The organism is Nocardia sp. NPDC049220, from assembly GCF_040647855.1.
GTDB lineage: Bacteria > Actinomycetota > Actinomycetes > Mycobacteriales > Mycobacteriaceae > Nocardia.
Map to the genome: position 1 here is coordinate 16,905 of NZ_JBEZDA010000033.1, position 14,329 is coordinate 31,233.

General features: G+C 67.7%; 11 protein-coding genes and 1 pseudogene. 6 read left to right on the top strand and 6 right to left on the bottom strand.

The features are described from left to right. Window positions 1-341: 341 nt before the first annotated feature. From AB0C34_RS30705 to AB0C34_RS30720, 4 genes are all read left to right on the top strand, one after another. A complete protein-coding gene (locus tag AB0C34_RS30705) occupies window positions 342-2,930 on the top strand; it encodes an AAA family ATPase (RefSeq protein WP_357080693.1) in 2,589 nt (862 codons plus the stop codon). Window positions 2,931-3,234: 304 nt separating this feature from the next. Then, entirely contained in the window at window positions 3,235-6,642 is a 3,408-nt protein-coding gene (locus tag AB0C34_RS30710; protein WP_357080696.1) for an error-prone DNA polymerase, read from the top strand. A 79-nt stretch (window positions 6,643-6,721) separates the two neighbouring features. Next, window positions 6,722-7,747 carry a DUF4349 domain-containing protein gene (locus tag AB0C34_RS30715; RefSeq protein WP_357080699.1) on the top strand — a complete coding sequence of 342 codons (1,026 nt, stop codon included), beginning with the start codon at window positions 6,722-6,724 and terminating at the stop codon, window positions 7,745-7,747. Continuing rightward, a complete protein-coding gene (locus tag AB0C34_RS30720; protein ID WP_357080701.1) occupies window positions 7,704-7,934 on the top strand; it encodes a DUF167 domain-containing protein in 231 nt (76 codons plus the stop codon). Before AB0C34_RS30715 ends, AB0C34_RS30720 begins: the two co-directional genes overlap by 44 nt. A gap of 43 nt (window positions 7,935-7,977) precedes the next feature. Here the strand turns inward: AB0C34_RS30720 and AB0C34_RS30725 are convergent, their stop codons facing one another. Beyond that, window positions 7,978-8,442 (bottom strand): tRNA (cytidine(34)-2'-O)-methyltransferase, encoded by a 465-nt coding sequence (locus AB0C34_RS30725; protein ID WP_357080704.1) that lies wholly within the window; start codon window positions 8,440-8,442, stop codon window positions 7,978-7,980. 68 nt (window positions 8,443-8,510) lie between these two features. Here AB0C34_RS30725 and AB0C34_RS30730 point away from each other — a divergent pair. Beyond that, window positions 8,511-8,836, top strand: a pseudogene (locus tag AB0C34_RS30730) (hypothetical protein). 348 nt (window positions 8,837-9,184) lie between these two features. On the opposite strand, the gene AB0C34_RS30735 reads toward AB0C34_RS30730, so the two are convergent. Then, window positions 9,185-9,595: a hypothetical protein gene (locus AB0C34_RS30735; protein ID WP_357080707.1), complete on the bottom strand. Its 411-nt coding sequence runs from the start codon at window positions 9,593-9,595 to the stop codon at window positions 9,185-9,187. Window positions 9,596-9,780: 185 nt separating this feature from the next. Here AB0C34_RS30735 and AB0C34_RS30740 point away from each other — a divergent pair, with 185 nt between their 5' ends. Further along, window positions 9,781-10,053, top strand: a complete 273-nt coding sequence (locus tag AB0C34_RS30740; RefSeq protein WP_357080729.1) for a DUF3017 domain-containing protein — start codon at window positions 9,781-9,783, stop codon at window positions 10,051-10,053. A 466-nt stretch (window positions 10,054-10,519) separates the two neighbouring features. Here the strand turns inward: AB0C34_RS30740 and AB0C34_RS30745 are convergent, their stop codons facing one another. The 4 genes from AB0C34_RS30745 to AB0C34_RS30760 all read right to left on the bottom strand — a co-directional run. Beyond that, the gene (locus AB0C34_RS30745) at window positions 10,520-11,437 is read right to left on the bottom strand and encodes an RNA polymerase sigma-70 factor (protein ID WP_357080710.1); all 918 of its coding nucleotides are present in this window, start codon (window positions 11,435-11,437) and stop codon (window positions 10,520-10,522) included. Further along, window positions 11,434-12,627 (bottom strand): FAD-dependent oxidoreductase, encoded by a 1,194-nt coding sequence (locus tag AB0C34_RS30750; RefSeq protein ID WP_357080712.1) that lies wholly within the window; start codon window positions 12,625-12,627, stop codon window positions 11,434-11,436. Before AB0C34_RS30750 ends, AB0C34_RS30745 begins: the two co-directional genes overlap by 4 nt. A 410-nt stretch (window positions 12,628-13,037) precedes the next feature. Beyond that, window positions 13,038-14,198: a homoserine O-acetyltransferase gene (locus AB0C34_RS30755; RefSeq protein ID WP_357080715.1), complete on the bottom strand. Its 1,161-nt coding sequence runs from the start codon at window positions 14,196-14,198 to the stop codon at window positions 13,038-13,040. Beyond that, window positions 14,195-14,329: PLP-dependent transferase (locus AB0C34_RS30760; RefSeq protein WP_357080732.1), on the bottom strand; the 135-nt coding region annotated here is incomplete at its 5' end. The genes AB0C34_RS30760 and AB0C34_RS30755, both read right to left, overlap by 4 nt.

Sequence of the window (14,329 nt, forward strand, 5' to 3'; positions counted from 1 at the left end):
GAAACCACCACGTGATGTGTTCGAGAGCCGGCGGGTCGTCGCAGCGCTCGCCACCACCGCGCCGCCTCGGGCCCGAGCAACATCAGCCCGCCGAGCAACAGACAACACACCACGCTCGCCCACCTCCCTGCCGGCTCGCTCTCGGTCGCGTCGACGCACACAGAGTGATTGCTTAGGTATCGCGTTCCACATCGGTACGTCGCAGGAGCCGGTGGCCTGAGTGTCGTTGTGCGGCCAAAAGTTCGATCACGGGATGCGCTTCGGCGAACGGCCGGCGTCTCGGCAATCCCTACCTGAAGGTTCGAGTCGCGATACTCGGGTGAGCCGATATCGTCAGAGGTATGGCTGCGGGCTATCACGACGAGCACGACGTGACAGCGCCATCGGATGACTTCGTGGGGCGCGAGAACGAGTTGGATACGATCATCACGTTGCTGCTGCGCCAGACCCGATTGGTGACATTGATCGGCCCCGGCGGCATCGGGAAGACCCGGCTGGCTGCACAGGCATCACGACTGCTCGAGACAGCGCGCCGCACCACGGTGCATTGGGTCCGGCTCGCCCGTTTGGCCGCCGACAGCAGCGCAGCGGCGGTGGAGGAGGAAATCACGAGGTCGGTTGTCACGACCGATTACTCGGGCCGCTCGATGTGGGAGGCGCTGGTCACCGCCCTTGCCAAGTTCGATGCCAGGGGCAAGGCCGTCAAGACTGTGCTGGTCGTGGACAACTGCGAGCACGTGTTGCCCGAGGTCGGCAGGGTGATCGCTCGAATGCTCGACGCGATACCGGAATTGTGCATAGTGGCAACCAGTCGCGAGGCCATCGGCTGGGTCGACGAACGCCTTTTCGCGGTGCCTCCCTTGCCGCCGCACCAGGCACTGAGTTTGTTCCGGTATCGGGCTGAGTTGACCGGGCACCCGATCACCGGTCCAGAGCAGGCGGCCCTGGCTGCCCGGATCTGTCAGCGCATGGATCATCATCCGCTGTTCATTCGTCTGGCGGCCGGTCACCTGGTGCGCCAGCCGCTGGCGATGATCTTGGGGCAACTTGGTGGAACTCTGCCGGGCGACCGCCGGTTGGACTGGGCATCCGGACCGACGCTCGGTGGTGAAGAGCGCCATCGCAGTATCAACGACGTCCTCAGCTGGTCCTATAACTTGTGTCAGGAGAAGGAGAAACTGCTCTTCGATCGGATGTCGGTATTCGCCGGAGGCTATGACACCGGCGCGGACGTTGCGAACGCAACGGTGCCCGCCGTCGGCGCCGACTTGGACGCGATCCGAGTCATCTGCGCCGGCCCGAGCCGCAGCGGTGGTCCCGACGTTGCCGAGGGCGGAATCGGTCTCGTCCCGGACGAGATCGAAGATCTGTTGGGGCGACTGGCCGACCAATCGTTGGTGTCCCGGCATCTCACGACGACCACCGTCCGTTATTCGCTGTCAGAGAATCTTCGCGTGTACGCGCAGCAGAAGTTGAGTGAGCGATCGGCCGGGGGAATAGCCGAGGCCGCCTGGCTGGCCGAACGTCATTGCGTCTACTATCGCGACAAAATCCTGCTTGCGGCGGCGAGGTACTTCGGCCCAGCGGAAGGGGACCTGATCGACTGGGCATCCGCTGCGTGGAACAACATCATCACCGCGATCGAGCACAGCCTCACGCCCGCCGGCAGCGCCCGCCGTGGCCTGGAAATCTGTGTGGGCCTGCTGGTCCTGCGGCTGCCATTCGTCACGGGCTCGTTCCGGGAGATCCGCCTGTGGACCGAGCGGGCACTGGCCGCAACCTGTGCGCGTTCGCCACAGCCAGGCGACCTACAGGTGACGGCGATGGCTTTGCTGGTGTGGATCATGTTGTGCGTGGGTCAAATCGAGGATGCGGAACAGCTGCTCGAGGAGTGTGTCCAGGGATGTCTATCCGATCCGGGACACGATTGGCGCGAGGCGCCTGAGCAGGACCTCGGTCTGCCCGCTGTCGTGGACTTCGCCCTGGGCGTCGAACTCATGGTGGTCCGTAAGGACCCGGTTGCCGTCACCGTACTGGAACGCGCCCGCGAGAAGTTCGATCATGCGGGCAGCATGTCGGGGGCTGTCCCGAGTGAACAGTTCGCGGCACTCGCGGCGGGACTTCTCGGTCCCCCCGCGCAAGCGCGCGACCTGGCCTGGCGATACCTGGAACGCGCCACGGCCGCGGGATCGACCTGGACCAGATTCTGGGCGCAACTGACGTGGTCGATCGCCTTGACGAGGCTGGGGAAGGCCGCCGAGGCCCTCGCAATTCAGCGCTCGGTGCTGGCGAATCTGGTGCCGACCCGTGAACAGTGGGGTGCACTGTGGGCGGTCGAATTTCGCGCGTGGTCACTGGCGCGAATCCTCACCGAACCCGCGAGCGGTCCGGCCGATCGGCGCGCGGCCACGGCAACGGCGACCGAAATCGCTGTACTCGCAGGCGGTACCCGGACGCTTCGCGCCGGGCTCGGTGTGGACATCGATCAGCTCGGGCCATTCGCAGATCTCGCCGCCGAAGCTGTCCAGGCAGCCGAGAACGTGCTCGGCCCGCAGGCATACGCTGCCGCCGAAGCGCGAGGATCGGCGCTGCGACCAGAGTTGAATGAGGTTCAGCACCTGGCCATGGGCACACTGGCGATAGGAACGCGTCCCAAGCCGGTCGGCGGTATGGGCGCCGAGCACGCAGACTGGCTCGCCCTGACCCTCGCCGAGCAGGATGTCGCGATGCTGGCAGCCCAGGGGTGGACGAATTCGGCGATCGCCGCCCGGCGTGGCACATCGCGCCGGACCATCGACGCACAAGTTGCGACGGTACTCCAGAAGTTGCAGATCGCCTCGCGTGCCGACATCGTCCGATTCGTTCCGAAGGAGCAGGGTCGACGAGCAGATGCGAAGAACAAGACCGAATCCCGCCGAAAAGCGCCCTAGATCCTGTTGTGTCGGGTTGTGCCGCATCATCTTCGGGCGGCGCGGTGCGCTCGCATTCCGGCGAGATCCGCGTCGACGGCGTACTCCCGGCAACTCTCGACCCAAGTGGGCAGAGCTGCGTTCCTCTACCAGCAGGGGACGAACCCCGACCACATCACAGCGACCGGCGCTCGCTGCCGGGTCACTGGTACCAGGGGCGCGGTTCATCGTCACGCGAACTCGGTGCGTAAGCCGAGCGACCCTGCCGGGAACCTTGACACGCAACTACTATATCGAATGTATGTTCGATTTTAGGAGGTGTGGTGTGGGTTGGAGCAACGGGCCGCCGAGTTGGGCGGAGATGGAGCGGGTGCTGTCGGGGCGGCCGGGACGGACGAATCCGGAGGCGATGTATCCCGGCGACGGCGGTGACAGTCCGGCATGGTCACGCAAGCGCGGAGCGTACCGGCCTGATCCGGTGCGGCGCCCCGACGAAGCGCCGGTGCCGTATGCGGAACTGCACACGCATTCGGCCTACAGCTTCCTGGACGGTGCGAGTCAGCCGGAGGAATTGGTGGAGGAGGCGGTGCGGCTCGGCTTGGAGGCGATCGCGCTGACCGACCACGACGGCTTCTACGGCACGGTCCGCTTTGCCGAAGCGGCCAAGGAGTGGGGGATGCCCACGGTCTTCGGCGCCGAACTGTCACTCGGCGCCCACCTCGCACCGCGCGCGTCCGCGACGGAGCGCGGGCACGCCGCCGCACCCGACTCGGCGCCGCGCACCGGGGCGCCGGACCCGGCTGGTCCGCACCTGCTGGTGCTGGCCCGCGGCCAGGAAGGCTACCGCCGACTGTCCCGTGCGATCGCGACCGCCCACCTGGCCGCGGGGGAGAAGGGCATCCTGCGCTACGACCTGGACGCGCTGACCCGCGGGGCCGAGGGGCACTGGCACATCCTGACCGGCTGCCGGAAGGGGCACCTTCGCCAGGCGCTGGAGTGCGATTTGCGCACGGGGAATACGCGTTTCGCTCACGCGGAGGCCGCCTTGCGCGATCTGACCGAACGCTTCGGCGCCGACCGGGTGAGCGTGGAACTGACCCACCACGGCATCCCGGAGGACGACGAGCGCAACGCCCACCTCGTCGCTGTGGCCGATCGCCTCGGCCTGCCCGTGCTGGCCAGCACCGGAGCGCATGTCGCCGCGCCGCGCCAGCGCAGGCGCGCCATGGCGCTCGCGGCGATCCGGGCCAGGCGGAGCCTGGACGAGGTGGCGGGCTGGCTGGGCCCCGCGGGCGGTGCGCATCTGCGTTCCGGGGCGGAGATGGCGCGACTGTTCGCCGATTGCCCGCAGGCGGTGGCGAACGCGGCGGCGCTGGCCCGTGCCTGCGCCTTCGACCTGAAGTTGATCGCCCCGAGGCTGCCGCCGTTCGACGTGCCCCCCGGCCATGACGAGCAGTCCTGGTTGCGGGCACTCACCCTGGCGGGCGCGGCGCGGCGCTACGGCCCTCCGGAGCTCAACCCTGAAGCGTATGAGCAGATCGAGCATGAGTTTGCGGTGATCAACGCCTTGGGCTTCCCCGGCTACTTCCTGGTGGTGCACGACATCGTCAGCTTCTGTCAGGACAACGACATCCTGTGCCAGGGCCGTGGTTCGGCGGCCAACTCCGCGGTCTGCTACGCGATCGGTATCACCAACGTCGACCCGGTGCGCAACCGGTTGCTGTTCGAGCGCTTCCTCTCTCCGGAGCGCGACGGCCCGCCGGACATCGACGTCGACATCGAGTCGGACCGCCGTGAAGAGGCGATCCAGCACGTCTATACCAAGTACGGGCGCGAGTACGCCGCGCAGGTGGCCAACGTCATCACCTACCGCGGCAAGTCCGCGGTGCGCGATGCCGCACGAGCACTGGGGTTTTCGCCCGGCCAGCAGGACGCGTGGAGCAAGCAGGTGAGCCACTGGGGCGGTATTGCCGCATCGACGCTCCCGGGCGGCTCCGTGGCGACGCGAATTGCCGCCTCCGAGCCGGACGCCGACATCCCCGCCGAGGTGCTGGCGCTGGCTGCCGACATCGAGGGACTGCCACGGCATCTGGGTATCCACTCCGGCGGCATGGTGATCTGTGACCGGCCGATCGCCGACGTCTGTCCGGTGGAGTGGGCGCGGATGCCTGGCCGCAGCGTCTTGCAATGGGACAAAGACGATTGCGCCGCCATCGACCTGGTGAAGTTCGATCTGCTCGGCCTCGGCATGCTCTCCGCGCTGCGCTACATGATCGATATGGTGCGCGAGCACAAAGGCGAGACTGTCGAACTGCACGCACTCGATCTGGCCGAACCCGAGGTCTACGAGATGCTGTCGCGTGCGGACGCGGTGGGCGTTTTCCAGGTCGAGTCGCGAGCGCAGATGGCGACGCTGCCTCGGCTGAAACCGCAGAGGTTCTACGACCTGGTGGTCGAGGTGGCGCTGATTCGTCCCGGTCCCATCCAGGGTGGCTCGGTGCACCCCTACATTCGCAGGCGCAACGGGACCGAAGACATCGTCTACGACCATCCGGCACTGAAGAATTCGCTGGAACGCACCCTCGGGGTGCCGCTGTTCCAGGAGCAGCTCATGCAGATGGCTGTCGATGTCGCCGGATTCACCGCGGCAGAGGCCGATCAACTGCGCCGCGCCATGGGCTCCAAACGGTCTCCCGAACGCATGGAGCGGCTCCGCGACCGGCTTTACCGAGGCATGCGCGAACTGCACGGCATCACCGGCGAGGTCGCCGATCGTATCTACGAGAAGCTCTACGCTTTCGCGAATTTCGGTTTTCCGGAGAGTCATTCGCAGAGTTTCGCCTCGCTCGTCTTCTACTCGGCCTGGTTCAAGTTGCATCATCCCGCCGCCTTCTGCGCGGGTCTGCTGCGTGCCCAGCCGATGGGCTTCTATTCCCCGCAGTCCCTGGTTGCCGATGCTCGCAGGCACGGTGTCGTGGTGCACGGGCCCGACATCAACGCCAGTCGCGCCGAACCCACTCTCGAGGCGAAGGGCGCCGAGGTGCGTCTCGGTCTCGCCACAGTCCGTCATATCGGCATCGACCTCGCCGAACGTATCGTCGCCGCCAGGGGCGAGCAGGCCTACACGTCCTTCCTCGACCTGACCGGGCGGGTGGAACTCACTGTCGCCCAGGCGGAGTCCCTCGCCACGGCCGGCGCACTCGGTAGTCTCGGCGTCACCCGCCGCGAAGCGCTGTGGTCGGCGGGCGCCGCCGCGGGCGAGCGTCCGGGCCGTCTGCCCGGGACCGGCGCGGCCGTTACCGCGCCGGCACTCCCCGGTATGAGCGATCTGGAAATGGCCGCTGCCGACGTCTGGGCCATGGGCGTCTCTCCGGGCAGTTACCCGACCCAGTTCCTGCGCCCTCGGCTCGACGCCCTCGGCGTGATACCGGCTTCCGGCCTGCTCGGCGTCCCCGACGGTTCCCGAGTCTTGGTGGGCGGCGCGGTAACTCATCGACAACGGCCCGCCACCGCGGCGGGCGTCACCTTCCTCAATCTGGAGGATGAAACCGGCATGGTGAACGTCGTCTGTTCGGTGGGCTTGTGGAGCCGCTATCGTCGCCTTGCCCAAGGCGCGCCCGCCCTGCTCATCCGCGGTCGGGTGCAGAATTCCGAAGGCGCGGTCAGCGTCGTCGCCGAACATCTGCAACGCATGGATCTGCGGGTCCAGTCGACCTCGCGCGACTTCCGCTGATTGAGAGAAGTGTGAGAAGCGTTCTGGAGAACGATTATCCGGGCCTGCTCGCACGGCACGACCGGCTACTGTGCGAGTCATGAGGAAGCTAGCTGTGCTCGGCATCGGCCTGCTGGGGTTGACATTGCTCGTCGGCTGCGGAGGCGAGGTGACGAAGTCCGCGCCGGACCGCTCGTCGATGATGGCCACCGCACCCGCCCCCGCGGCCACGCCCCCCGGGTTGCGCGAACAAGCGCCGCCGAAACGGGACGACAACTCCGGCGGGCAGACCGTCTCCGCGCGAAAGGAAGTCGTCACCGGCAGCGTCGAACTCACCGCCGACGCACCGATCGAGGCGGCGGGCACGATCGCCGATCAGGTCCGTGCGACGGGCGGCCGGATCGACAGCCGCACCGAACAACCCGGCACCGACGGCAAGCGCGAGCCCGGTTCGCACAGCGGGCCGAGCGCCACTCTCACCGTGCGGGTGCCCGCCGACAAAGCAGAGGCGTTCATCGATGGGCTCGGCAGTGTCGGGCGTATCACCCGGGTCAGCACCACCCGCGACGACGTGACCATGCAGTGGGAAGACCTGGACGCCAGGATGAGAGCACTGCAGGTCTCGGTCGACCGGCTGCGCGCACTCATCGCGAGCGCCACCAACACCGCCGATCTGCTCAATGCCGAGCAGGCGCTGTCCAGCCGTCAGGGCCAGCTCGACAGCCTCACCGCGCAGAAGCGTCATCTCGACGACCAGATCGCGCTGTCTACGTTGACCATCGAGGTCACCGCCGACGAGAAGCACTCCGGCGGCAGCGCGCACAGTTTCTGGGATGGCATGGTGACCGGCTGGAACTCCTTGGTGGACTGGTTGCAGGACGCGGTGGTGTTCGCCGGCAAAGCGATTCCGTGGCTGGGCTTCGTCGCGGTGATCGCCGCAGTGGTGTGGGCCATCGCGCGGCCGATATCGCGGCGTAGGAAGGCCGGGTCGGGTGCGGTACAGTCGGCGCCTGCTCCGGCGCCGGAGGCAGAGTCCACGACCAGCGTCCCGGGCGGCGCGAAGACCAGTTCGGGAGAAGCGGGTGCCGACGGTGGTGAGCGTGACGATCACACCGAACAGCCGTAAGGGCCCGCTGGTGGAAACCCTCGATGACGGGAGCCTGCGGCTATACGTGCGGGCTCCGGCCGTCGAGGGCAAGGCCAACAAGGCGGCGATCGAATTACTCGCCGTGCACTATGGTGTGCCCAAGTCTGCGGTTCGGCTGGTGGCCGGCGTGACCTCGCGCTTCAAACGGTTTGCGATCGACGACTGACCGCTGTCTGGCCTACCACCGGACAGCGCTTTTCGCACCTGAACTAGACGCCGCCGGGAAACCCGAGCTGGCGCCACGCCTCGTACACCGTCACCGCCGCCGCGTTCGAGAGATTCATCGAGCGCCGGCCCGGCAACATCGGGATGCGCAGCCGGTCGGTGACGTGCGGGTCGGCGAGCACTTCCGCGGGCAGTCCGGTGGGTTCGGTCCCGAACAGCAACACGTCGTTGTCCCGATAGGCCACGTCGGTGAACCGGGTGGTGGCCTGCGTGGTGAATGCGTAGACCCGCTCGGGCCGCAGCGCCTCCCACGCGGCGGCCAGATTCGCGTGCACCGTCACCGAAGCCAAATCGTGGTAGTCCAGCCCGGCCCGCCGCAGTTTCGGCGCCGACAGGTCGAACCCCAGTGGCTCGATCAGATGCAGATGACATCCCGTGCCCGCGACCAGCCGGATCGCGTTGCCGGTATTCGGCGGGATGCACGGCTCGTGGAACATCAAGTGGAACACGGGAGCCAGTCAATCAGGTTCTCGCACGGCCGGGTCGCCGGCCTCCCCGATCGGTCAGCCCCGGATCGATAGGTTTCAGTGCTGGGATAGCCGTGGGCTCGACACGATGCCGCAGTCCCTCCCGAACTGCTCGACGACGTGATCTCGCGGGTCGTCGTGCACGGGCAACACCGAGGTGGTACGCGCCAAACTGCGCACCATGGAGCAGCTCGGTCTGAACGAGGGCATCGAGGACATCCTCATCACGCTGTCCGGCCAGTACCACATCATCCGCCCGATGACCGGCCGTAAGTCCCACGGCCTGTTCCTCTACCTCGCTTTGGATCGGGCGCGGGCGAACCTCGCGCTGGCCCGGCATCACCTCAAGGGCATCGAGGAGGACCTGGAGGTGTGATCCGCTCGTGGAGCGCCGGGCGGCGGGCGACTCGCCGCTCGGCGGCATCACCAGCAGCCACACCGCGGATGCTCCCCCACCGGTGGCAGTCGTTCGCGGGATGCGGTTCGACGAAGCGAAGGCCGCTGCCGCCGGACGAAGCCGATCCGCATGTCACTCAGTACGTTTCGAGCAAACTCAGCGGCTCCAGGTCCAGCCGCGTTCGCGAGTCACCAGCGCGGCGGCCCGAGATTGCCGCCTCGGTCCCGTCGAGTCGTTCGGCGAGGGCATCGAACCAGCTCGGCTATCCGAAATGGATCAGCACGAGTCGATAGACCAGTTTTCGATCATTGATCGGCCTCGGCTCGGTCAGTGCGCGTCGGCACGAAACACCACATCTCCGCGCGTACCCGAACTGGGGACGAGCACCGGCGCGCCGCGCAGTTCGAGCAAGTCCAGACACCGCCGATGATCTTTATCGTTGTCGTCGAGCAGGGCAACAAGGACTCTGTGACGCAGGCGATCACCCGGCTCGCCTCCCACGTTCCGCGCGGAGGATCTTTTTTCCTGTGACCTGACGACGAGGTCGGGCTCCGTGCGCGTCGAACCCTCGAACGAGAGCCGCCCGCGCTGTTCACCGATCGGCTCGCTCGTCGCGCCCTGCTCAGCGGAATCGCTGACGACCAACTGCAGCGCGACAGCGCGCAGTGCCTGTGCCTGGTCCGGAGTGAGCCGGTCGACCAAACTGTGTAGGTCGTCGTAGTCACGCGCTGCGGTCATGGCATCGATCCTAGTGAACTCGATTGATTCCACCGCGGCGAAACGTTCCGCCACCAGTCATGTTGTGGCCGAAACGGCGAATCCACCGTCGGCGGCGGGAGGTCGGCCACATCTGCAAGAATCGAAGCGTGCCCGACGCCGACACGCCCATCGCCGAGCCGCGGTCCGCCAACCGCGGCCTCGCCATGCAATTCCTGCGCTGCCATCTGCCGATGGTCGTCGTCTCGCTGGTCATCGTGGTGGCGGTGGTGTTCGTCGCCTCCGACCGGTGGCGGCGCGGAGCCCTGTTCTTCGGTGGTGCGACGCTGCTGGCTGCGGCGTTTCGCCTGTGCCTGCCGACCGCACGCGTCGGTCTGCTCGCGGTGCGCAGCAAGCCCTTCGACGTCGGCGCGCTGACCCTGCTCGGTTCGAGCATCGTGTTTCTCGCTGCCACGATCAACACCCTCGGCGTCGCTTAGCTAAGTGGTCGGCGCCGGAAGTCCCGCGGGTGTTGATGCCGGTCCCCGACCTGGGCAAGGTCAGTGAAGTCATTGGGCGCCACGACTTTGCGCTGCATAACGGAGAACAAGATTTCCACCTGGTTCAGTCAGGAGGCGTGCACCGGAGTATGGACCAGCACGGCGTTCGGGAACGCGGGCGACAAGGCGATCCGCTGCGGCCTTGCCGCGGTGGGAGGAGCCGTTGTCGATGATCCAAACACGCGCTTCGCGCGCGCGTAGGGTCCTGACTCATGACCTTCCGGTGCCGCTCGGCGGCGGTCAGGACGATCGGGCGCCTGTCGCAACAGGCAAGGCAGGCAAGCCGATCAGCGGATGTGGGTCACGAACGACCACATCCGCATCCGCCCTGTGCCAGGCTCGTGCTGGGGCAACGGGACCAGACGCTCCCGGGGATTCCGGCGGGCGTCGATATCGATCGGGCGACTCAGAAGATGTCGTGCCGAGTGCCGTCGGCGACGGCGTGGAGTTTGTCGGGGTTGGCCACGTTGTGGATGGTCGAGATGCGGCCTTCCGGGTCGAAGTCGAAGGTCATCGTGGCGACCACGCGGTCCGGGCCGCGGAAGACCAGCCCGGGGTCGCCGTTGATCGAGGTGAGTTCTGCCCGCATCTGCCCGGGCTCGATGCCCTGGTAGGTCGCGGTGCTGAGTGCGGCGAACCAGCCGGAGACGGTCTCCAGGCCGATGATCGGCTTGAGGGCCTGGCGGACCTTGCCGCCGCCGTCGGTCCACAGTGTCACCTCCGGGGAGAGCAGTTCCATGAGCGTGTTGATGTCGCCGCCCGTCGCGGCCGCGAAGAACCGCTCGGTGACGTCGCGTTGGTGGGCGCGGTCCGCGGTGAAACGGGGCCGGCGGGCCTGGACGTGCTCGCGGGCGCGGTGCGCGGCCTGCCGGACGGCCGGCTCCGAGCGTTCCACCGCCTGGGCGATCTCCGCGTAATTGAAGGCGAAGACCTCCTTCAGTACGAAGACCGCGCGTTCCAGGGGGCTGAGCGTCTCCAGGACGACGAGCAGGGCCATGGAGACCGAGTCCATGGCGGCGACGCCGTCCGCGGAGTCCGGGCTGGTGAGGATCGGCTCGGGCAGCCACGGCCCGACGTAGGTTTCGCGCTTGTGGCGGGTCGAACGCAGCCGCTCCATCGACAGGTTGGAGATGATCCGGGTCAGGTAGGCCTTGGGGTCGGCGACCTGGGAACGGTCGGCCGCCGACCACTTGAGCCACGCGTCCTGGACCACGTCCTCGGCGTCGGCGGCGGAGCCGAGGATGCGGTAGGCGACGGAGAAGAGCAGGGTGCGGTACTCCTGGAAGGCGAGCTGGTCGGGGTCAGCCGCCTGCGGGTGGGTCACTTGGCGCTCCTGATCCGAGTGTAGCCGCCGCCGTGCGGCCAGAAGGCGCCCGAGGCGGGCATCTTCTTCATGCGGGCAAAGGTCGGCCACGGCGCGGCGCTGACCGTCTCCTTGTACTTCGCGGCCCCCTTTCCGGTCAGCACGATCCGGCGCGGGCTGTCGTCGGGGTGGGTGAACTGCACGACGGCGTCGCCGCGGCCCAGGCTGACGGAGGTGTGGTAGTAGCCGAAGCGGAAGGGCTTGGGCTCCTTGCCGGCCAGTACCCGCAGGATCGAGAGGGCCGCGTGCACGCCGGTGGGCATGCCGCTCTGGCAGGTCCCGTGCAACACGCCGTAGCCCTGACGGATCGCCGCAGCATCGCCCACAGCGTAGACGTCCGGGTGGGAGACCGAGCGCAGCGCGCTGTCGGTGACCACTCGGCCGCGCTCGTCAACGGTCAGGCCCGCGGCGGCGGCCAGCGGCGAGACACGGGTACCGCAGGTCCACAGCACCGCAGTCACCGGGATGCTGGGGCCGTCCGCGAGTTCGACGCTGTCCGCCAGCACCTTGACCACCTCGACGCCGCCGCGTACCCACACGCCGAGGCGGGCGAGCGCCGTGTCCAGGTAAGCCTTGGCCTTCGGGTGCATGCTCGCGCCCGGCTCCTGTCGGCCCAGCAGCACCACCTGGAGCTGCGGGTGGCGCTCGGCGATCTCCGCGGCGGCCTCGACGCCGGTGAGGCCGCTGCCGCCGACCACGACGGTCCCACCCTCGAGCCGGGTCAGCCGGTCGGCTAGGAGGGCGGCGGCCTGCGGGCTGTTGAGGGTGTAGGCGTGGTCGGCAACGCCGGGGACGGCGACGGTGTCCGCGATGCTGCCCAGGCCGTAGACCAGGGTGTTGTAGCGGAGGACCCTGTCGTCGTCGATCCGGACGGTCTTCGCCTCGGCGTCCACGGCGGTGACCCAGCCGCGGACAAACCGGCCCCGGGTGCCGTCCAGCAACTCTGGGATGTTCATCTCGGCCGTTCCCTGGCCGGTGGCGGTCATATGCAGCCGGAGCCGCTCGGTGAAGGTGTCGTACGGGTTGACCAGCGTCACTCGCAGGTCACCGCGCTTCCTGGTGCGGGCCGCGAGCTGGATCGCGGCGGAGAGCCCGGCGTAGCCAGCGCCCAGGACCAGGACCTCGTGCTGCTGTGCTGCTGTCGCGTTCATCGTTGTGCTGCCTCTTTTGTGTCGGTCGTTCCCGCCGTGCGGACGACCACCAGACGCAAGCTGCCCTTCCCTTCGTGACATCAGAATGATGTGACCTGAATCACACGTGAAGGGCTGTCGGCATCAGCGGACAAGGGTTCGCCGTCGGTTGCGTCGCCGCAACCGACAGTGACGAGCGCGCTGACGCCGAGATCGGTGTGATCGCCGATGCGACGATCGCACCACATCCCAGCCGTTCTCTTGTCGTGGCCCGCCCGACGTTCGCAGGCGTAGCCGGGACCCGGGCTTACAGTGCTACGAGGCCAGAGGCCGGCTCACGCGGGTTGTCACACGACCGAACCGCCCGAGGTGGCGGTTGCTCAGCGCTCGGACGTGCCAGGACGCGACCGGACCCCCGAATCGGCGGCGGCTCAGCGTTTGGACCGCAAACCGCTGCGCGCGAGTCGCATAGTCTCGGTCAGCAGCTTCGACACCGCGGCCGCCTCGGTGAGAAAACCGTCGTGCCCGTCGCGCGAGTGCACGATTTCGAGCCCGTCGCAGCCGGGCAGCAGATCGGCCAGCTCCTGCTGGGTCCGCAGCGGATACAGCCGATCGGAGTCGACGCCGCCGACCACACACGGCACCGGTGTGGCCGCGAGCGCTGTCGCGACGCCGCCGCGTCCGCGGCCGACGTCATGGCGGTTCATCGCCTCGGTCAGCAGCACATAGGTGGCGGGATCGAAGCGCTTGCACAGCTTCTCGGCCTGGTGGTCCAGGTAGCTCTGCACCGCGTAACGTCCGCCGTTCCAGGGGTTCTCGTCGTCCTGGGGCTTGTTCTCGAACCGATGGTCGAGCTCGGCCTCGGTGCGGTAGGACAGGTGGGCGATGCGTCGAGCGATGCCCATCCCGACCAACGGTGGACGGCCGGTGTCGTGGTAGCCGCCGCCCTGCCAGTCCGGATCGGCTTTGATTGCGGCGATCTGGGTGGTCTGGGTGCCGATCTGGTCGGCGGTGGCGCGAGCGCCGACCGCGAGCACCAGGGCCGCGCCGACCCGTTCCGGCGCGCTGACCATCCACTCCAGCACCCGCATGCCGCCCATCGATCCGCCGACCACGGCGGCGAGCCGCCCGATGCCGAGCAGGTCGAGCAGCGCGGACTCGGCGGTCACTTGGTCACGGATGGAGATCTCCGGAAACCGTGCGCCCCAGGCTTTTCCGTCCGCAGCGAGGGTGGTGGGCCCGGTGCTGCCCATACAGCCGCCCAGCACGTTCGTCGCGATCACACACCATTCGTCGGTGTCCAGCGGCGCTCCCGGCCCGACCATGCCATCCCACCAGCCGGGCAGCGGGTGGATGCCGTCGGGCTTGCCGACAACGTGCGAGTCGCCGGTCAGCGCGTGTTCGACGAGCACGACGTTGTCCAGCGTGGGGGAGAGTTCACCCCAGCGCTGCACCGCCAACTGGACGTCTGGAACGAGGGCGCCGCTCTCCAGCCGCACGTCTCCGATCGGGACAGTGCCGAGCCGCCCATCCGAAGGTGGCAGTGCTACGTCGGACGAGTGGGCAATGCTCGATTCGCTGCTCACGGTCACGTCGTCGCTGCCGCGAAGCCGGCACGTAGGTCAGCCAGGATGTCGTCGATTCCTTCGATGCCGACGGCGAGGCGGACCAGGCCTGGAGTCACCCCGGAGGTCAGTTGTTCATCGGGTGTCAGTTGAGAATG